The sequence below is a fragment of the Planotetraspora sp. GP83 genome, assembly GCF_041262585.1.
Taxonomy (GTDB): Bacteria; Actinomycetota; Actinomycetes; order Streptosporangiales; family Streptosporangiaceae; genus JAOEGB01.
In genome coordinates, this window is record NZ_JBGCBZ010000017.1 from 26,693 (window position 1) to 46,601 (window position 19,909).

The 19,909-nt window shown below is 74.0% G+C and carries 11 protein-coding genes; 2 read left to right on the forward strand and 9 right to left on the reverse strand.

Annotation, left to right across the window (positions count from 1 at the left end; genetic code table 11):
* Position 1 precedes the first annotated feature (1 nt).
* From ABH927_RS22870 to ABH927_RS22885, 4 genes are read right to left on the reverse strand one after another with little or no spacing between them, the layout of a single operon-like run.
* Positions 2–754, reverse strand: a complete 753-nt coding sequence (locus ABH927_RS22870) for a thioesterase II family protein (protein WP_370024310.1) — start codon at positions 752–754, stop codon at positions 2–4.
* On the reverse strand, positions 751–1,731 hold the full coding sequence (locus ABH927_RS22875) for an LLM class flavin-dependent oxidoreductase (RefSeq protein WP_370024311.1): 981 nt from the start codon (positions 1,729–1,731) through the stop codon (positions 751–753). The genes ABH927_RS22870 and ABH927_RS22875 overlap by 4 nt, the downstream gene beginning before the upstream one ends.
* Positions 1,728–1,937, reverse strand: a complete 210-nt coding sequence (locus ABH927_RS22880; protein ID WP_370024312.1) for an MbtH family protein — start codon at positions 1,935–1,937, stop codon at positions 1,728–1,730. Before ABH927_RS22880 ends, ABH927_RS22875 begins: the two co-directional genes overlap by 4 nt.
* Positions 1,934–7,348: an SDR family oxidoreductase gene (locus ABH927_RS22885; RefSeq protein ID WP_370024313.1), complete on the reverse strand. Its 5,415-nt coding sequence runs from the start codon at positions 7,346–7,348 to the stop codon at positions 1,934–1,936. Before ABH927_RS22885 ends, ABH927_RS22880 begins: the two co-directional genes overlap by 4 nt.
* 101 nt (positions 7,349–7,449) lie before the next feature.
* Between ABH927_RS22885 and ABH927_RS22890 the strand changes: the two genes are divergently transcribed.
* On the forward strand, positions 7,450–8,526 hold the full coding sequence (locus ABH927_RS22890) for a pyridoxal-phosphate dependent enzyme (RefSeq protein ID WP_370024314.1): 1,077 nt from the start codon (positions 7,450–7,452) through the stop codon (positions 8,524–8,526).
* 34 nt (positions 8,527–8,560) lie between these two features.
* Positions 8,561–9,631: an ornithine cyclodeaminase family protein gene (locus ABH927_RS22895; protein WP_370024315.1), complete on the forward strand. Its 1,071-nt coding sequence runs from the start codon at positions 8,561–8,563 to the stop codon at positions 9,629–9,631.
* A gap of 35 nt (positions 9,632–9,666) precedes the next feature.
* On the opposite strand, the gene ABH927_RS22900 is transcribed toward ABH927_RS22895, so the two are convergent.
* The 5 genes from ABH927_RS22900 to ABH927_RS22920 are packed head-to-tail and all read right to left on the reverse strand — an operon-like array spanning position 9,667 to position 19,907.
* Complete coding sequence (locus ABH927_RS22900) at positions 9,667–10,470, reverse strand: ABC transporter permease (RefSeq protein WP_370024316.1); 804 nt, start codon at positions 10,468–10,470, stop codon at positions 9,667–9,669.
* A complete protein-coding gene (locus ABH927_RS22905) occupies positions 10,467–11,234 on the reverse strand; it encodes an ABC transporter permease (RefSeq protein ID WP_370024317.1) in 768 nt (255 codons plus the stop codon). Before ABH927_RS22905 ends, ABH927_RS22900 begins: the two co-directional genes overlap by 4 nt.
* Complete coding sequence (locus ABH927_RS22910) at positions 11,231–12,214, reverse strand: ABC transporter ATP-binding protein (RefSeq protein WP_370024318.1); 984 nt, start codon at positions 12,212–12,214, stop codon at positions 11,231–11,233. Before ABH927_RS22910 ends, ABH927_RS22905 begins: the two co-directional genes overlap by 4 nt.
* Positions 12,211–14,445, reverse strand: coding sequence for a lantibiotic dehydratase (locus ABH927_RS22915; RefSeq protein WP_370024320.1), 2,235 nt, complete (start codon positions 14,443–14,445; stop codon positions 12,211–12,213). The genes ABH927_RS22910 and ABH927_RS22915 overlap by 4 nt, the downstream gene beginning before the upstream one ends.
* Positions 14,442–19,907 (reverse strand): SDR family NAD(P)-dependent oxidoreductase, encoded by a 5,466-nt coding sequence (locus tag ABH927_RS22920; protein WP_370024321.1) that lies wholly within the window; start codon positions 19,905–19,907, stop codon positions 14,442–14,444. The genes ABH927_RS22915 and ABH927_RS22920 overlap by 4 nt, the downstream gene beginning before the upstream one ends.
* Positions 19,908–19,909: the final 2 nt, after the last annotated feature.

The window sequence follows — 19,909 nt, forward strand, 5'->3', positions numbered from 1 at the left end:
GTCACCCCTCCTTGAGATCACACTTGAGATCACTGGCCATGGCGGCGCCGAGCGCCCGCAGGTTCGCGGTGAAGAAGTCGTGGCTTCCCGGGAGGACCCGCAGCGTGAAGGCGCGGGAGGTGTGCTCCCGCCACTCCAGCACCTCCTCGAACGGCACGCCGGCGTCGTCCCGCCCGGCGATCGCCGTGACGGGCACGTCCAGCGGCGGCCCCGGTGCGAACGGCGCGGTCTCGAAGACCTCGAAGTCGGCCCTGATCGCCGGCTCGAACATGCCGAACAGGGCCGGGTCGCCGAGGATGGCGGGCGGCGTGACGTTGAACTGGCCCAGATAGTCCTTGAACTCGGCGTCCGGCATGGCGTGGACACCGCGCCCCCGGTCCACGGTCGCGGGCCCGCACGCGCCGCAGGCGAACAGCCTGGCGGGCGCCGGGCGGCCCGTGCGGACCATCGCGCGGGCGAGCTCGATCATGAGGTAGGCGCCGGAGCAGTACCCGAAGAGGGCCAGCGGCAGGTCCTTGTAACGGTCGAGCTCCAGGAGCAGGGTGTCGACGAGATCGTCCATCCGCCGGAGCGGCGCCTCCCGCCGCCGGGTCTCCCGGCCGGGCAGCCGGAGGGCGAGCAGGTCGATGTCGCGGGGAAGCTCGCCGGAGAGCGGCCGGAAGGTGGCGGTGCCGCCGCCGGCCTGGGGAACGCACACCACCCGCACGCGGGGGTCCGCGACCGGGCCGAGCCGGGCCACCCAGGGGCTGGTCACCCGAGTCCTCCTCGCAAGGTGCCGGCGAACCGGTCTGTGTCGAAGTGGGCGCTGACCGTCGGCGAGATCAGCATCCGGGTCGCCCCGGCGGCGGCGTAGTCGTCCATCCTGGAACGCAGGTTCTCGGCCGCGCCGATCGCGGTGAGCGCCCGGACCATCTCGTCGTCGGGCCGCCCGGCGCCGACCTGCGCGCCGAACCCGCTGGCGGTGAACAGCCGCCGGTAGGTCGGCACCCGGAGGTAGGCCGACAGATAGCGGTGGAATCCGGCCCTGTCGGCCTCGGGCTCGGGGGTGACGGCCGCGTTGAGGACGACGGCCACCTCGAATCCGGCGCCGCCCGGGTAGCGGCCGTCGGCGCGGCGTCCCAGCCCCCTTCGCAGCGCGGGGACGGCGTGCTCCCGGACGTATCCGGGCGTGCACATCCACAGGATCGCGCCGTCGGCCAGCTCTCCGGCCAGCTCCAGGAGCTTCGGGCCGAAGGCCCCCACGTGTACGGCCAGGCCGTCGCGGCGTGGCCCGGTGTAGGACGCGTGCCCGCTGAACCACTTGCCGTCGTGGCTCACCTCTCCGTCGCGGATGAGGGAGGTGGTGATCTGGAGGTACTCCCGCGTGCCGGCCACGGCGGGCGGTGTCGTGCCGGCTCCCACCATCCACTCGCCGACGCCGCGGTGGCCGAGGCCGAGGCCCAGCGTGAAGCGCCCGCCGGACAGCTCGTCGAGGGTGAGCGCGGTGTGCGCCATCACCACCGGCGGCCTGGAGTACAGCGGGAGTATCGCGCTGCCGATGCCCGACCGCCCGGTCCGCGCCGCCATGGCGGCCAGCAGGACCACGCTGTCCCGCTGGTTGGGCAGCTGCACCAGCCACTGCGAGTCCACGCCCAGCTCGTCGGCGAGACCGGCCCGCGCGAGCGTCTCCGCCGGCGAGAGGTTCCGCTGCTCCAGGAGCACTCCGACCCGGTGCCTCGCGGGCTGGCTCACGGGCCTTCCATCCGCTCGCGCAGGCTCCTCGGCCGCATGTCCTGCCACACCTCGGTAATGTGCGACAGGCACTCGGCCTTGGTCCCCCGCATCCCGGCCTCGCGCCAGCCGGCCGGGGCCTCCCGGTCGGCGGGCCAGAGAGAGTACTGCTCCTCGTCGTTGACCACCACGCTGTACTGGCGGTCGTCGTCGTCCTCGAACATCATTCCCCTTCGAGTACCTTCAGGGCCTCGATCGCCTCTTCGTCCGACATGGCGGCCACCTTGGCCAGGAGGTCCTCCTCTATCGCCGTGGCGAGGCCGCGGACGGTCCGCGTGTCGAACAGCCGGGCCACGGAGACGTCGCTCCGGAACCGCTGGGTGATGCGGGCGACCAGTTGCACCGCTACCAGGGAGTTGCCGCCGAGGTCGAAGAAGTCGTCCTCCGCGCCGACCTGGTCGATCCCGAGCGCCTCGGTCCACAGGACGGCCAGCGCCCGCTCCGGCTCGGTGCCGGGTTCCACGTACGGCGTGTCGAGGTCGCGCGTGCCTCCCCCGCCGGCCGTGTCCGCGGTGAGCTTCTCGGCGAGCGCGGCCCTGGTGACCCTGGCCGTACGGCGCAGCCGCTCGCCCAGCCCTTCGGGGCACCAGATCAGCTGCGGTCCGAACCCGGAGGCCAGGACGAGGCGCAGCGTCTCCGCGGCCTCCGCGTTGCGGACGCCGTCCTCCGACACGGAGGGATCCACGGCCGGGGGCCGGGCGACCGCCGCCTGGCCGACGGTCTGGCCGGCCGCCTCCGCGGCCGACACGCCGGTCCTTCCGTCCACCCGAAGGAGCGAGAACCCCTCAACGGTCACCAGCTCGCGACCGCTCTCGTCCACCACGCTGATGTCCGCGGTGGTCACGTCGCCCGTGGTGTCGTCCAGGTGGCGCAGCACGCTCGTGACACGCGCCGGCAGCGGCCCGTGGACGGTGATGGTGTCGTAGCCGAACGGCAGGTAGGAGCCGTCCCCGGCGACGTTCTGGCCAACGGCGACGCAGGCGTCCAGCACCGACGGGTGCAGGTAGTAGCCGGCGAGGTCCGCGGCGTACTCCTCGGGCAGGCGCACGTCGATCAGCTCCAGCGGCCCCCCGGAGTGCCGCGCGCTCACGATGTGCCAGCGCGGGCCGAACCGGAGCTCGCCGATCAGCCCCTCGAACCCGGGGGTGGTGTCGTCCGGGCACCGGTCCCGGAGCGCGGCGAGGTCGTGGACGGCGGGAGCGCCCTCAGGGGCATCCTCCACGTGTCCGCGCGAGTACTCCACGCCGTCGCTGCCGGTGATCGCCACGTCGTAGCCCCGCCCGGCGGGCGTCAGCGTGAGCCGTACCACCAGGCCCTCGGCGACCATCAGCGGCGCGAGGAAGAGCAGCTTGCCGATGCGCGCCCTCGGCTGCCCGGTCACCTCGGCGAACGCGGCACGGACGAGCTCGACGATCCCGGTGCCCGGCATCGTGGGGACGCCGGCCAGGCGATGCTCGTCGAGCACCCACACATCGGGGGTGAATTCGAGCTCGAACCGGATCGAGCCGTCCGCGACGTCTCGCCGGTCGCGCAGCAGCGGGTGGGCCACCGGCGTCGCGGCGCCGGGCTCCCCCTCGTCCTTGCGCAGGCTGCCCAGGATCGAGGGCGCGTCGATCTCGAACGCCATCCCGGCCTCGGCGAAGGGCGGCCAGTTGACCGACACGGTGTGCCGCCCCCGCGCCCATCGGGACTGGGCGAAGGCGTCCAGCACGGCGTTGGCGCCGGCGTAGTCGCCGAGGCCGAAGTCGCCGGAGACCGCCGCGATCGAGGAGTAGAGCACGAGGAGCTCCGGCTCGAAGACCCGCTCCACGACGTAGGCGCCCAGCACCTTCGGGGCGAGGACCCGGGCGGCGTCGGCGCGGGACCGCGTCTCCAGCATGCCGCCTCCGGCCACGGCGGCCAGGTGGAACACCCCGTCGACAGGCCCGAACCGCTCTCCCGCCGCCCGCTTGACCGCGTCCATCGACGCCTCGTCGGTGACGTCGCCGGAGACGGCGAGAACCTCGCCCCCCGCCGCCTCGACGTCGAGCACGCCCCGGATCCGCGCGGCCACTCTGTCCTTCTCGTCCGCGCCGTCCAGGATCGCCGGCCACTCCTCCCGGGGCGGCAGGCCGGTACGGCCCACCAGCACCAGCCGGGCCGAGACGAGGGAGGCGAGCTGCCCGGCCACCAGCAGGCCGAGTCCGCCCAGGCCGCCGGTGACGACATAGACGCCGCGCTCCTTGAGGAGGGACGGCACGCCGCCGGGGCCGGACAGCTCCACGCCCGCGAAGCTCCACACCCAGCGCTTGCGCCCCCGGTAGGCCACCTGCTCCTCGGCCGCGTTCCCCGTCACCTCGGCCAGCAGCTGGGCGGCGGCCGTGGACGGCGGCGCGGCGCCGAAGTCCACGCTCCGGCAGGTCACCGCGTCGAACTCCTTGGGGGCCAGCTTGACCAGGCCGAGCACGGCGGCCTTGGCCGGCTCCACCGCGCCGTCGCCGGTCACGTCCTGCATGTCGCGGGTCACGACGACCAGGTCCACCGCGGTTCCCGGCAGCAGCCGCGCCGCCGTCTGGAGCGCGGTGAGCGCGCTGTGGAATCCCAAGTCCAGCCAGCGGGCGGCGTGATCGGCCTCGGAGACGTCGCCGGGACGCGGGGCCGCGGCCAGCGCGTGGACGACGCGCACCCGCTCGGGGGCTCGCGCGGCCAGGCGGCCGAACACCTCAGTCTGGTCATCGAGGGCCCCGGCGACCAGCACGTCGGCACCGGCGGCGCGGGCCAGCCGGGCGAACTCCGCCGCCGCCGGATCGGCATCCGGGGCGAAGACGACCCAGGGGACGTCCGGGTCTACCGAGCCTGCCGACGGCGGCGGCGTCTCCCGCCACACGGGCACGGTGAAGGGGCCGGTGAAGGTGCCGACGCCGGCCGGGGTGGCCGCGGCCTCCTCGTCCGGGTCGACCCAGTAGCGCCGGCGCTGGTAGGGGTAGGTCGGCAGCGGGACCGTGCGGCGCTCCTCGGCGGACCAGAAGGCGTCCCAGTCCACCGGCGCGCCCGCCGCCCACACCTGGCCCACGGCCTCCAGCGCCACCCTGACGTCGTCGCGGTCCTGCTGGGGATGGCGCATGGCCGTGACCACGACGGCCTCCTGGCTGTGCGCGGCCACCAGGGCGCTCAGCGTACGGCCCGGCCCGACCTCGACGAGCGCCCGGTCGCCGTCGGTCGTCAGGAGCCGCAGCGAGTCGGAGAAGCGGACGCAGCCGCGCAGGTGGCGCACCCAGTAGTCCGGATCGGTGGCCTCGGCGTCGCCGACCCACGTGCCGGTCACGTTCGACACGTACGGAATGGCGGGAGGGGACAGCTTCACCTCGGCGACCCGCTCACGGAAGCGGTCGAGGATCGGATCCATCATGCGGGAGTGGAAGGCGTGGGAGGTGTGAAGCGGCCGCGCGACGACTCCCTCCACGGCGAGGGCCTCCGTCACGTCCGCGACGGCCTCATGGGTGCCGGAGATCACGCACACCCCTGGGGCGTTGACGGCGGCGATGTCGGCCGCGTCGCCCAGTATCGGCCAGAGCAGCTCCTCGGGCAGGGTGACCGCGGCCATCGCCCCCTCGTCGAGCGACTGCATCAGCGCGCCGCGCTCGGCGACCAGGCGGAGCGCGTCGTCGGGGTCGAAGACCCCGGCCAGGGCGGCGGCGACGTACTCGCCGATGCTGTGCCCAGCCATCGCGGCCGGTTCCAGGCCGTAGGACCGCAGCAGCCGGGCCAGGGCGTACTCGACCGCGAACAGCGCGGGCTGGGTGTTGGCGGTCCGGCCGAGCCGCCGCGCCGCGTCCTCACCGGAGTCGAAGAGCAGGCCGTGCAGGTCCAGGCCGTGGGAGTCGCGCAGGGTCGCCGCGCAGTCGTCGATCACCTGGCGGAACACCGGCTCGGCGTCGTAGAGGTCCCGCGCCATCCCGGGGTGCTGCGCCCCCTGGCCGGGGAACAGGAACGTCACGGTCCGGTCGCCGCTCACCGCCGGCGCCCCCGAGCCGAGGCCCCGGGCCGCCTCCGCGTGGTCGGCGGCCACGGCGAAGCGCCGGACCCGCAGCGCGGCCCGGCCGCGCGACAGCGTGGAGGCGATGTCGGCCAGCTCTTCCGGCGGCTCGGACCGCTCGGCCAGATGCGCGCCGAGCTGTTCGGCCGCCTCGTCGAGCGCCTCCTCGGTCCGCGCCGACACGGTCAGGAGCTGGTACGGCCGGCGGACCGGCCGGGTGGGGGCGGGCGCCGGGGCCTGCTCCAGGATTACGTGGGCGTTGGTGCCGCCGATGCCGAAGGAGCTGACGGAAGCGAGGCGGCTCCCCGCGCCGGGATCCCAGCTCATCAGGGTCGTCGGCACGTGGAACGGGCTGCTGTCGAAGTCGATGCGGGGGTTGGGCTCGTTGAAGTTGATGGCCGGCGGCAGCAGGCCCTCCTTCAGGCAGTAGACCGCCTTGATGAGCCCGGCCACGCCGGCGGCGGCGCCCAGGTGACCCACGTTGGACTTCACCGAGGAGATGGCGCAGCGCGGCGCGTGCTCCGGGCGGGGGCCGAACGCCTCGGCCAGCGCGCCGACCTCGATCGGATCGCCGACGGCGGTGCCGGTGCCGTGCGCCTCCACGTAGCCGATGCCGGCCGGGTCCACACCGGCGTCCCGAAGCGCCGCGCCGACCACGGCCACCTGACCGTTCTTGCTAGGCGCGGCGAAGGCGAGCTTGTCCCCACCGTCGTTGTTCACGGCCGAGCCACGGATGACCGCGTGGATCGTGTCACGGTCGGCGAGCGCGTCGGCCAGCCGCTTGAGCACGATCGCCCCGGCTCCGCTGCCGAACACCGTGCCGCGGGCCCTGGCGTCGAAGGTCCGCACGTGCCCGTCGGGCGAGAAGATGCCGCCCTCCGAGTACGTGTAGCCGCTGATCATGGGCAGCGCCAGCTCGACCCCGCCGGCGAGGGCGGCGTCGCACTCCCCCGCGCGCAGCGCGCGGACCGCGGTGTGAATGGCGACCAGCGACGTGGAGCACGCGGTGACCATGCTGATCGCGGGTCCGGTCAGGCCCAGGCGGTAGGCCACTCCGGTGGACAGATAGTCCGTGTGGTTGTTGATGATGGCCATCAGGACACCCGTGGCCCGCCACACCGCGGCGTTCCGTGTGACGTTGTCCTCCAGATAGGCGTTGTGCCGGGAGCCCGCGTACACCCCGACGCGGCCGCCGAACCGCCGCGGGTCGAGGCCCGCGTGCTGCAGCGCCGTACCGCACGTCTCCAGGAACAGCCGGAACTGGGGGTCGAGGATCTGCGCCTCGCGCGCGCTGACGCCGAAGAACTCGGCGTCGAACCGGTCGAAGTCCTCGATGACCGGCGCGGCCCGCACGTAGTTGGGGTCCCGGAGATCCTTCTCGGGAACGCCGCCGGCGCGCAGCGCGTCCTCGTCGAAGAACGCGATGGACTCCACGCCGTCCAGGAGGTTCTGCCAGAACTCGTCGGCGTTCCGCGCGCCCGGGAAGCGCCCCGCCAAGCCCACGATGGCGACGGGCTCCGGCGTCTGGGATGGGCGGACGAGACCGCGCGATAGGTCAGCCATGCCGGTCATGTTCAGCCGCCCGACTCCGCCGGACAAGGGAAGTGGCGAGTAGTCGCCATACCCCTTCCGCGCGGGTCCGGCGCCGTCCGATGCTGCTGAGCGTGCTACCGGACTGGGACGCGATAGGCGGCACTCCCGTATCGGAGGTCACCGTCGCCTTCCACGGCCGCGAACACCGCGTCCTCCTCAAACGGGAGTGGGCCAACCCGAGCGGCTCGGTCAAGGACCGGACCGCGGCGGGGCTGCTGCGGGCCATGCACGCGGCGGAGCCGCTGCGGCCGGGCACGACGGTCATCGAGTCGACGTCCGGCAACCTCGGCATCGCGCTGGCACGATTTCTGACCGCGGCGGGCTGCCGGTTCATCGCGGTGATCGACCCCAAGACTCCGGAGGAGAGCCGCCGGCTGCTGCGGGCGGCGGGAGCCGAGCTGCACCTGGTCGACGAGCCGGACGGGCACGGCGGCTACCTGCTGAGCCGGCTCCGCGTCGTGCGAGGGCTGTGCGCCGCGCATCCCCATTACCGCTGGCCCGATCAGTACGCCAGCCCGTTCAACCCGCTCGTGCACCAGCGGACGACCGGCCCCGAGATCACCGCGCAGGGCGGGCCGGAGCTCGACGCCGTCTACGTGGCCGTGTCGACCGGCGGAACGCTCGCCGGGATCTCCGCCCACATCCGGCCGCTCGGCCGGCCGATCAGGCTCGTCGCCGTGGACGCCCAATCATCGGCGGCGACGTCGTTCCCGGCGTCATCGGCGGCGACGGCGTCATCCGCGGCGGCGGGGGCGGGGGCCCATCCCGCCGGGCCGAGCTCGCCGTCGGCACGCCTCGTCCCCGGCATCGGCGCCGGCCGCCCGTCGTCCTTCCTCGGCCCGGCGTCGTACGACCGGGCGGTCGCCGTCCCGGACCCGGCCGCGCTGGCCATGTGCCGCATGTTCCTGGAGGACACCGGCGTCGCCCTGGGAGGGTCGAGCGGCTCCGTGCTGACAGCGTGCGTCGAGGAGCTGGGCGGGCCGGACCCGCCGCGGCTCGCCCTCTGCCTCGCCGCCGACCACGGCGCGAAGTACGCCACCACCGTCTACGACGACGGCTGGCTCATCGCGAGCGGGGTGTACAGCGCGGTCAAGCACGCCTTCGACCGCTACAGAATCGACGGCCTGCGTTTCGCCCTGGAGAGCTGACATTCCTGGAGAGCTGACACCCTGGAGAGCTGACATGTCGCTGCCCATGCCCGGCCACGACGGCACCGAGATCCTGTTCCTGAACCGCCACGAGGTCGAGGATGCCTGCCGCGGCATGGATCTCCCCGCCGTGGTCGGCCGAGCCCTGGTCCGCCACACTCGCGGGGAGACCACGCTTCCCGAAGAGGCCTACCTCCCCTGGACGGCCCCCGACGGCGCCCCGGCCCGCTGCCTGGCCATGCCGGGTGCGCTGCGGGACGACGAGGACGGCTGGACCTACGGCATAAAGATCATCAACGGCTGCCTGTCCAACCCCTCCCGGGGGCTGGCGCGGGCCCAGGGTGTGATCATGCTGTTCGATCCGCAGACGGCCCGCCCGGTGGCGCTGCTGGAGGCCGCCTACATCAGCGCCATGCGGACGGCGGCCGTGACCGCCGTCACGGCCGCCCGGCTCGGGGTGCCCCGGCTCGCGCGCGTGGCCGTCCTCGGTTGCGGGACGCTCGCGCGCGCCCACCTCAGGCTGCTTCCCGCCGTGCTGCCCGATCTCCGGGAGGTCCGCCTGTTCGACCTCGACCCGTCCGCGTGCCGACGGCTGGCCGACGACCTGCGCGCCGGCCATCCGGATCTGAAGGTGGTCGAGGCCGCCGGGCCGCGCGAGTGCGTGGCCGGCGCCCAGCTCGTCGTCCCGGTCACCACCACCACGTCCGGGTATATCGCCTTCGACTGGCTCGCGCCCGGAGCGCTGATCGCCCACGTCTCCCTGGACGACCTGCTGCCCGAGGTGGTCCGGCGGGCGGATCTCGTCCTGGTCGACGACTGGGGGCTGGTCGCCGCGGACTCACGGCGCCTGCTGGGCAGGATGTACCGCTCAGGAGAGCTCCTCGCCCCCGACGGGGCCCGCTTTCACGACGCCCAAGCGAAGGCGGGGATCCGCAGGGTGGACGGCCATCTCGGAGAGGTGCTCGCCGGGGTCCACCCGGGCCGCCGTTCAGCGGAGGACATCGTGGTGAGCAACCCCTTCGGAATGGCCCTCCTCGATGTCGCGGTGGCCCACGAGGTGGTGTCAGCCGCGAGCGGCGCCCTCGGCCGCCCGCTCACCCTCTGACCATCCCGGCGACCATCCGGACGACCAGCTGATCACTATCCGAACAGGTCCAGCGTGCCGTCCGCCCGGGAGCGCGCCATGACGTCACGGGTCAGCAGCAACGCGAGGGCGAACCAGCCGGCCGCCACCGCGAGCTCCAGGGCGGCCGCCGGGAGCACGGCGGCCAGGGAGGCGCCGTCCAGCACGTCCCGGATCGCCGACAGCCCGTGCGTCAGCGGCAGGAAGCCCACGGCGTGCTCCAGCCACCCCGGCCAGAACGACGTCGGCACGTTCACCCCGCACAGCATCGCCAGGACCAGGTAGCCCAGGTTGAGCAGCACCCACATCACCGAAGGGGCGCGCAGGGCGACCGTCGCGAGGACGCAGCCGTAGGCGTAGCAGGACAGGGCGGTCAGCACGAGCAGCGGCAGCACGAGCGGCACGCGGGACAGGTCGAGGGGGACGCCCACCACCAGCGGCACGGCCACCAGGGCCACCGTCGAGGTGAACGTGCCGGTGCACACCCATTGCAGGCCGCGCGCCATATAGACGTTGGCCGGTCCTGTCGGGGAGGCCACCAGCAGGACAAGGGTGCCCTGGGCGCGCTCCATGACCGTGGAGAGGACGACGAACATCGCCTCGAACCCGACGAGCAGGACCGCGTTGCCGATGACCATGTACCGCGCCGTGTCGCCGCCCCCGACGGAGCGCCCGACGAGGCCGAAGAAGATGACCTGGCACAGCACCCGCAGCAGCCAGCCCGTCAGCCACTCGCCGGGTGTGAACAGCGCGCGCAGCTCCGCGAAGCCGAGCGCTACGGCGTACCCGGCGATCCGGGCCCGCGCGGCGATCGCCGTCATGCGTGTCCCACCGTCCCGTCCCGCCTGATCCGCCGGACGACCAGGTTCGTCAGCAGGTGCCCCGTCACGTAGGCCGCGAGCCCGAGCACGAGAAGAGCCCCCAGCCTGTACGGCAGCGCCGCCACGGGGGCCGCGCCGGCGGCGTCCCGCAGCAGCTGCGAGCTCCAGCTCAGGAACACGACGTCGCTCACCGGCCGCAGCCACTCCGGCAGCAGCTCGACCGGGAACAGCACCGCCCCGAGGATGTAGAAGGGATAGGTCAGCACCACCTCGAACAGCACGGTGTTCCGGCTGAGCACGAACAGCGGGGCGAGCAGGCAGGCCGTTCCCGCGATCGCGACCAGGGTGACCAGCAGGGTGACCGCGAAGATCACCGGGTGGTGGATCTCGATCGAGGCGCCGAAGACCACGGTCGCGACCAGGTAGGACTCCGCGAACGCGAGCGTGCCGATGGCCACGACCGCCGACAGCCGCCCGAGGACGATCGACGACAACGAGGCGGGCACGGCGAGCAGCAGCTCCAGAGTCCCCTGCCATCGGTCCGTGGAGATGAGGTCGCCGGTCTGGTTGACGGTGAGCACCCACAGCCCGATCAGCCCGGCGCCCGTGATGGCGGTGACCAGGAAGTCCTCCCGGCCCGCCGCCCGCCCGACGGAGGCGAAGACCACCGACAGGAGCGGCGTCGTCATCAGGGCGATGGCGTCGATCGGCCGGCTGGCGACCATGGCCAGGTGCATCCGGGTGGCGGCGAGGACGGCCGTCATACCTTCAGCCCCCGGTCGCCGATGAAGTGCAGGTAGACCTGCTCCAGGGTCGGCTTCTGGGTGGAGATGTCGGTGATCCCGTGCTGCACCAGCCGTCCCAGGACCAGGCGTAGCCCCTCGTTCGTCGCGTGCACCCGCCAGGTCGTCCCGCCGTCCACGGCCTCGCCCGGCTCGACCGCGATCACGCCGGGCAGGTCGGCGAGCTCGGCGCTCACCAGGCCCGCGAGGGCCGCGTCCGGCGCGCCGAACTCCACCCGGTCGTGGCCGGCCACCAACCGGCCGATCCGCTGGGGATCCTCGGTGAACAGCGCCCGCCCGTGGTCGATCAGCGTGACCTGGTCGCACAGCTGCTCGGCTTCGACCATGTCATGCGTGGTCAGCAGGATGGTCTTGCGCTCCGCCCGCAACTCCCCCACCAGAGCCCGCACCTCGCGCGCGGCGACGGGGTCCATGCCGACGGTCGGCTCGTCCAGCACGATCACCGAGGGGTCGCCGATGAGCCCCCGTGCCAGGTGCAGACGCTGCTTCATGCCACGGGAGAAGGTCTCCACCCGCTCGCCGGCCCTCTCTGCCAGTCCGACCCGCTCCAGCAGGGCGTCGGCGCGTCTGCGGGCCCCGGCTGTGTCCAGCCCCGCGACGGCGCCCCAGAAGCGGAGGTTCTGCCGGGGGGTGAGCCTGCCGTACAGACCCCGGTCGCCGCCGAAGACGATGCCTATCTCGCGGCGCACCCGCGCGGCGTCGCGGACGACGTCGAACCCGGCGACGGCGGCGCGGCCCGACGTGGGCAGCAGCACGGTGCACAGGATCTTGACGAGCGTGGTCTTCCCGGCGCCGTTCGGGCCGAGCAGGCCGTGCGTCCGGCCCACCTCGACCCGCAGCGAGAAGTCGTCGAGGGCCACGACCTCCGATCCGCCACTGGCGCGCCTGAAGAGCGTGCGTCTCGGCGTGTAGACCCGGCCGAGGTCACTGATCTCGATCACACCGGGGCCTCCTGTCCGTTGGGGGGAACGATGCGGGCGGACGGCCTCGTGTCCACCGCGACCATGCGGATCTCCGTCGTGTGTCGCCGCCCGTCCGCGTCGGCCAGCCAGAGCTCACCGGGGCCGGGCAGCATCTCGCGCAACTCGACGCGGCCGCCCTCCGGGAGCCGCCGCCAGCTCCTCGCCAGGTTCGTGACCAGAGACGGCGAGCGCAGGTCGACGTAGAACGGTTTGGGTTCGAGCGGACTGGTGGCGAAGAGGTGGCGTGGCAGCCCCGCCCCGGCGAGCCGGTCGGCCAGCACCTCCCAGCGGTAGCCGCCCCGCGTCAGCAGCCCCGTGGGGAACTCTCCGGCGGTGAACCGCCAGCCGCGCCGCCGCACCACGAGGTCGTCGACGACCAGCCGGGGCTCGTACGGATCGTCGGTGCGGATCCGGAACGTGTTGACCACGAGGGCGCTGAGGAACTCGCCGAAGAACTCCAGCACCGGCAGCCGCCAGGACCCGTCACGCGGCCCGGCCAGCAGAGCGCCGCCGTCCTCCGTCACGACCAGGCCGGTGGCGGGCAGGGACGGAGCCCCGGCGGGAGCCCCGGTGTCGTCGCCGAACGACCAGTAGAGGTAGCGGCCCGGCACGTGGACGGCCAGCGGCGGGTAACGCCGCGAGTCCACCGTGGGTCCGTTGGGGTAGCACGGCACGACCCGGCCACCCGCCATGTCGGCCGCGGTCGCCGCGGCCAGCTCGCCCCGGTCGTCGCTCAGCGTGTGGAAGAACCGGCTCTCCAGCGTGTTCATCGCCACGTGCAGCTCACCGAGCACCCAGGTCAGCCCGGACGCCGTGCGGGCGAGCAGCAGGTCCGGGCTGTGGTGCCGGGCGGCGGCCCAGGGCGGCGCCGTGCCGGGATCGGGGAACATCATCGCCACCCGGTCCGCGATGTCCGCCGCGTCCAGCCGCACCTCCTCGGGCTCCGCCCCCGGCGCCTTCCCGGTCCCGGCCGCCAGTTCGACGATCTCGGCCCAGCGCAGCCGGAAGTCGTGCGCCACCTCATGCACCGGGCTGCCCGGACCACCTGACAGCGGCTCCGCGGCGGCGAAATGAAGGTCGGCCAGAGTGACCTCGTCGCTGCGGGCGCGCAGCCGGCCGTACACGCCGGCCAGTGCCTCCTGGACCGCCTCGGCCGCCTGCGCGGTGAGCCAGCGGGCGGAGCGCAGCAGCAGCGTGAGCGGCGGGGCGAGCCGGTCGATGAGCGGGGCGCCGATCGTGACGTCCAGGTCGCGGCGGCAGTCCGGATACACCAGTGTCCGCCCCGCGTCGGCGTCCGGCTTCCCCCGGCGCGGGGCACGCCGGGTCCGCCGGGTGAACGCCTCCTCCAGCCCGCGGAGAGCCTCGGCGAGCGGCACGGGGTCGGTCATGGCCTTGGCGGCCGCCCGCCGGGCCTCGTCCAGCTCGTCCAGGCAGCCGAGCAGCTCTTCCCGCAGCGCGGGCTCGGGGATCCGGGCGACCTGGTCGCGCAGCGCGTGCTCCGGCCGCTCCCCCACGGGCACCGTGAAGCCGATCCGCACGACCCCCGCGTCCCGCAGCGCCAGCAGCGCCGCCTCCGGCTCGATGAGCCCCGCCGTACGGCCCGCCGCCACCTGGCCGAGGACGGCGAGCGCGGCGTCGTCGAGATCGACGGGCGGCCGGAACGGCCTGCGGGCCAGGCGGCCCTCGACCGACACCGCGGGATGGCGGCGGACGGGCAGGTGGGGCCGCACCCGCTCGTCGGACTCGAAGGCGCGGGCGAGCAGCTCCACCGCCCAGTGCTCGAAGAAGACCTCGCCGTGCCGGATGCCGCCTCCGCCCCGCACGCCCGGCTCCACCTGGTCGTCGCCGGTCAGCGTGGCCCACCCCACCGGCCCGAAGAAGCCGATGCTGTCGTTCTTGGCGCAGTATCGCTGGGCGTAGCGCGCGAGCAGGCCGGCCCGGAGGGTCGTGACCTTCTTCACCTCCGGCCCCGTGCCGCCCGAGGCGATCAGAGGGGCCATCCAGGCGGCCACCGCGCCCGGGTTCTGCCACGTGAGCGCCGCGGCGAACAGGGGCTCGCCGAGCAGCCCGGCGGGACCCTCGTGGCCGGGCCCGGCCAGCCGTTCCAGCCAGCCGGCCGGAAGCCCGGCGCCGCGGACGGCGGCCACCCGCCAGAGGGCCCAGTCGTCCGGCAGCTCGACCAGGCGGCCGTTCACCGCGCCCCCCATCATCGGGCCCCCTGCTCCCGCAGGACTCCGGCGAGGCTGTTGATCGTGGGGTAGTCGAACAGCGCCGCGATCGACAGGTCGACGGCGAACACCGACCGTATCCTCGTCATCAGCTCGACCGCGCTCAGCGAGTTCCCGCCCAGCTCGAAGAAGTCCGCGTCGAGCGCGATCTCCGGCTCGCCCAGCGCCTCCGCCCAGACCGAAATGAGCCGCGCCTCGATCGAGCCCGGCTCCGCTCCGCCGCCCGAGGAGACAGGCGCCGCGGAGACGGGGGCCGCAGGGGCCGCGGAGACGGGGGCCAGCATCGCCCGCGGGGCCTGCGTCGCGGGCGAGCCCGCCATCGCGGACGGCGCGGGCTCCGCCGGAACGCGGGTGGCCGCTTCCCGTGGAGCCCTTTCTCCGCTGGGACCCACCGCGGCGCGCCGCACCGGCCGGGCACCGGGCTCGACGACGACCTGGCCGGGGTGGCGGGCGCGCAGCAGGGTCATGAGGAGTCTCGCCCCCTCGTGAGGCTCGATGCCGTCCTCGCCGGACGCGGAAACCGGCGCGGGGCCGGACGTCGTGTCCGGTTCCCGCAGGAAGCCCCGGCCGTCCACCTTCCGCATGGTGTAGCCGGTGGCCTTCCCGAGGAGGCGGCCGTCGGGCGCGATCAGGTCCACGTCGGCGCTGATGACGCCGCCCGTGCCGGGCAGGCGCCGGATGTGGGCGAACAGGTGCGCGGGGAGCGTGTCGTGGACGACCAGCTCGTTGTAGAGGAACGGCAGGTAGAGGCCGTCCTCCGGACGGCGCACCGATCCGGTGGCGGAGTCGAGCAGCGTGGGATGCGCGACGTGGCCGGCGACCTCCGCGGCGAGCCCGCCCTCCAGTTCGAGATGGAGCAGCATCTCGCTGGTGTCGCCGCCCGGCAGCGTCCAGGTGTGGGGGTTGTTGTGCCAGCGCGGTCCCAGTGTGAACAGGCGTGGGATGTCATCCTCGTCCTCGTCGAGGTAGTGCGACAGGCGGCGGCGCAGGGCGTCCAGATCGACCTGCCCGGCCGCCGGGCGGCCGGCGGCCACCGTGCCGCTCGCGTGCTTCACCGGCTCCGCCGACGGGTCGGCCGCGGGGCGTGACCATGACTCGAAGCGGCCGTCGGGATACAGCCGGATCTCCACCCGGCGGGCCTCCCTCGCCGCCATGACCTGGTGGAAGAGGATGTCCTTGAGCCGGACGGGGCCCTCGTTCCCGCTGATCGAGCGATGCGCCCGCAGCACCATGTCGATGTGGCCCGTTCCGGGCAGCACCGGCACTCCGTCGACGCGGTGCTCGTCGAGCAGGGGGCAGTCCTCGGCGGACAGCTCCGCCGACCAGGTCCGCACGCCGTGCTCGGCGGCCATTCCGACCCGTGCCCACGACGGCCAGTTGATCGACAGTGCGGCCACGCCCGAGCGGCGCAGCACCTGGGCGCAGGCGTCCTGGAACGCGTTGGCCGCCGCGTAGTCGGCGCTGCCCACCAGGCCGTCGGTCGCGGCGCGGCTGGAGAAGCAGACGAAGAAATCGAGCGCCGGCCGGTCCGCGAACGCCTCCGTCAGGTGCAGCGTGCCATGCGCCTTCGGAGCCAGGACGGCCCTCGCGTCCTGCTGTTCACGGAGCTGCGCGAGGCCGTCGCCGGCGATCCCGGCCAGGTGCAACACGCCGTTGACCGGGCCGTATCGCGCCGTGACGGAGTCGATGGCGCGGCGCAGCGCCCGCCGGTCGGTGACGTCGCAGGAGATCGTTCGCACCTCGGCGCCCAGCGACTCCAGCTCGCTCACCTGGGCGCGCAGCCGCGCGGCCCGGTCGCCGTCGCCCTCGGGGACGCCTGTACGGCCGAGCAGCACCAGGCGGGGCCGGAGGCCGGTGCCGGCGAGCGCCCGGGCGACGGCCAGGCCGAGGCCGCCCAGCCCGCCGGTGATCAGGTAGACGCCGCTCCTGCGGATCGGAGAGGGGACGGCGACGCCCGCCGTGAACGGCACCTCTGCCCGCACCCACCGGCGCGGGCCGCGCAGCGCGACGACGTCGTGCCGTTCCCACAGGGCGATCTCGGCGGCCAGCTCGTGCTCGTCCGTGCCGGGGCCGACGTCGACGAGGCGGCATCCGAGCTGGGGCGCCTCCTTGACCAGCGACCGCACGAAGCCATGCAGAGCGGCGTGGACCGGGTCGATCGGTTCGGCGCCGGTGACGTCCAGGGAGCCGGCGACGAGCACGAGCAGCCCCGGCGGGCGGCCCTGACCGCGCGTGCCCGCCTGCACCAGCGCGAGAAGGCTCATGAACACCTCGTTCAGCCGGGCGTCCACGGTCGCGGCCGTCACCGGCTCGCCCTCCGCGACGGCCACCGCGTGGACGAGCAGCCGGGGGGCGGTTCCCCTCGCGGCCAGGGCCGACAGGACCCGGGCCAGATCGTCGCGGCTGTCCGGGCGCACCCGGAACTCCCCGGCCACCTCGGCGTAGGCGGTCCCGGGCCGGACGATCACCGGCCGCAGGCCGGCCTGCTGCATCGCGAGCACCTGCCGGAGACTCTGGCCCGGGTCCCCGGGTAGCAGCGCCAGGCAGGTGCCCTCGACCGGGACGAACGGCTCCCGGTCGTGCGACTCCACCCAGGACAGCGTGGAGAACGGGGTCTCCTCGGCCTCCTCCGTCTCCCCGGCCCGCGCGGGCGCCGGATCGGCGGCGTCCGTCAGGCTGTCGGCCGGGGCAAGGCTCGGGACGACCACCGAAGCCGTTTCCGCCTCGCCGGGCCGCTGATAGGAGGCGTCCACCCAGTGGCGGCGGCGCTGGTAGATTCGCCCGGGCAGCGGCACCCGGCGCAGCGGCTCGCCCTGCCGCACCTCGGCCCACAGCACGTCATGGCCTTCGGTCCAGACCCGCGCCACGGCCGTGAGCGTCTGGCGCGCGTCCGCGGCTGGATCGCCCGCCTCGCGTGGCAGGAGCGGCACGGCGGCGCTCGCGCCGTCCCTCACGGCGGGGTGGCGGCGGGCCAGAGTGGTGAGGGTCTGGCCGGGCCCGCTCTCGACGAGGAGCCGCCGCCCGTCGCCGAACAGCGCGTCCAGCGCCCGGTCGAACCGCACCGGGGCGGCGACCTGGTCGGCCCAGAACGACGGGTCGGTCGCCTCCTCGTCCGAGACACGGCGGCCGGCGGCGGCGGAGTAAAGCGGGAGGCGGGGAGGCGACAGCCGTACGTCGTCGAAGGCCTCCGCGAAGACCGCCGCCGCGCCCGCCATGAGCGGGGTGTGGAAGGCGCCGGAGGTGGCCAGCCGGGTGCACGCGATCTTCCGCTCGGCCAGCACGGAGACCGCGGCGTCGACGTCTTCCGGCGTCCCGGCGAGCACCGTCTGGCGGGGGCCGTTGACCACCGCGACGGTCAGTCCCGCGGGCACGGCGGCGCTCACCTCCCCGGCGGGCGCGGCCACGGCGATCATGGCTCCGGGCGGCGCGAGAGCCATGGCCCGTGCCCGCGCCGTCACGAGGCCCACCGCGTCCTCAAGGGTGAAGACCTCGGCGACGGCAGCGGCGGCGAGTTCGCCGACGCTGTGCCCGACGAGCGCCGAGGGGTGGACGCCCTTGGCCATCAGCGACCGCGCCAGCGCGTACTCGACGGCGAACAGCAGCGGCTGGGCCAGGGTGGCCTCCGCCAGCCGAGCCGCGTCCGCCTCGCGCCACGGACCCGCGAGCTCCAGGCCGTGCCCGGCGAAGAGCCGCAGGACGTCGTCGAAGGCGCGGGTGAACGCGTCGTCCGAGCCGTACAGGCCGGCGGCCATGGCGACCTGCTGCGCGCCCTGCCCGGGGAACGCGAACACGACGTCACGGCGCCCGGCCGCCCCTTCCACGACCCCCGAAGCGACCCCCGAAGCGGGCCCGGAACCGGTCAGAGCGCCGACGGCCTCGGCGGCCGAGCCCGCGACGATCGCCCGCCGGATCGGGTAGGCGCGGCGCCCCTCCTGGAGGGTGGACACGACCGCCGGGAAGATCTCCTCGTCCTTCCCCCGCAGGTGGGCCGCGAGCTTGTCGCGGTAGGCCAGCTCGGCCTCCTCCGCCTTGGCGGACCACACGACGATCCTGGGCCGCTCGTCGCATCGCGCCGGGGCGGGCGACGGCCCCTCGGCCAGCACGACGTGGCAGTTCGTTCCGCCCACCCCGAAGGAGCTGACCCCGGCGAAGCGGGGCCGGTCCGGCCTCCTGGGCCAGGGCACCAGACGGTCGGCCACGTAGAACGGGGTCTCCTGGATCCGCAGCTTGGGGTTGGGCTCGGTGAAGTTGGCCGTCGCCGGGATCTGCTCGTGCCTCAGCGCGTACGCCGCCTTGATCAGCGAGGCGATGCCGGCCGCGTGGCCGAGGTGGCCGACGTTGCCCTTGACCGAGCTGAGCGCGCACGATCCCGGAGCCGGATCCGTGCTTCCCCCTGTGCTTCCCCCTGTGCTGCCCGCCAGGCTGCCCGCCACCGTGCGGAACGCCCGGTCGAGCGCCGCCACCTCGATCGGATCGCCGAGCGGCGTGCCCGTCGCGTGCGCCTCGACGTAGGAGACGTCGGCGGGAGAGACGCCGGCCATGCCCAGCGCCTGGGCCACCGCCGCCGCCTGGCCGTTCAGCGAGGGGGCGCTGAACCCGGCCTTGTCGGAGCCGTCGTTGTTCACCGCGCTGCCGCGGATCACGGCCAGGATCGAGTCCCCGTCCGCGAGCGCGTCATCCAGCCGCTTGAGCACCACCGCGCCGCAGCCCGTGCCGAACAGCGTGCCGTTGGCCTTGACGTCGAAGGGGCGCACGTGCCCGTCCCTGGAGACCGGCCCTCCCTCCTCCCACAGGTATCCGTGCGCCACGGGGAACTCCACGTCCACCCCGCCGGCCAGGGCGACGTCGCACTCGCCGTTGCGCAGCGCCTGGGCCGCCAGATGGACGGCGACCAGCGAACTGGAGCAGGCGGTCGACAGCGTGATCGCCGGGCCCCGCAGGGCGAACTTGTAGGCGACCGTGCTCGCCACGTAGTCGATGTTGTTCAGTGAGCTGAGCATGAAGCTGCTCGTGGCCGACACGTCGCCCATGTACCGCAGGTGGAGGTCGATGTACCGGTTGGTGCCCGAGGTGGCGTAGACGCCGACGTCGCCGTCGATCGCGTAGGGGTTGAATCCGGCGTTCTCCAGGGCGGAGTGCGCGACCTCAAGGAACATCCGGATCTGCGGGTCGCTGTGGGCGGCCTCCCTCGGGGTGTACCCGAAGAAGGCCGCGTCGAAGTTCTCCACGTCGGGCGCCGAGGCGACGGCCTTGACGTAGCCCCTCTGGTTCAGCAGGTCCCGCGGCACCCCGGCCGCCCACAGCTCGTCGTCCGTGGGGAAGGCGATGGACTCCACGCCGTCACGCAGGTTGGCCCAGTACTGCTCGGCGTCGCCCGCGCCCGGAAACCGCCCCGCGACACCGATGATCGCGACATGATGCTCAGTGCTGTGCTCAGTGCTCATTT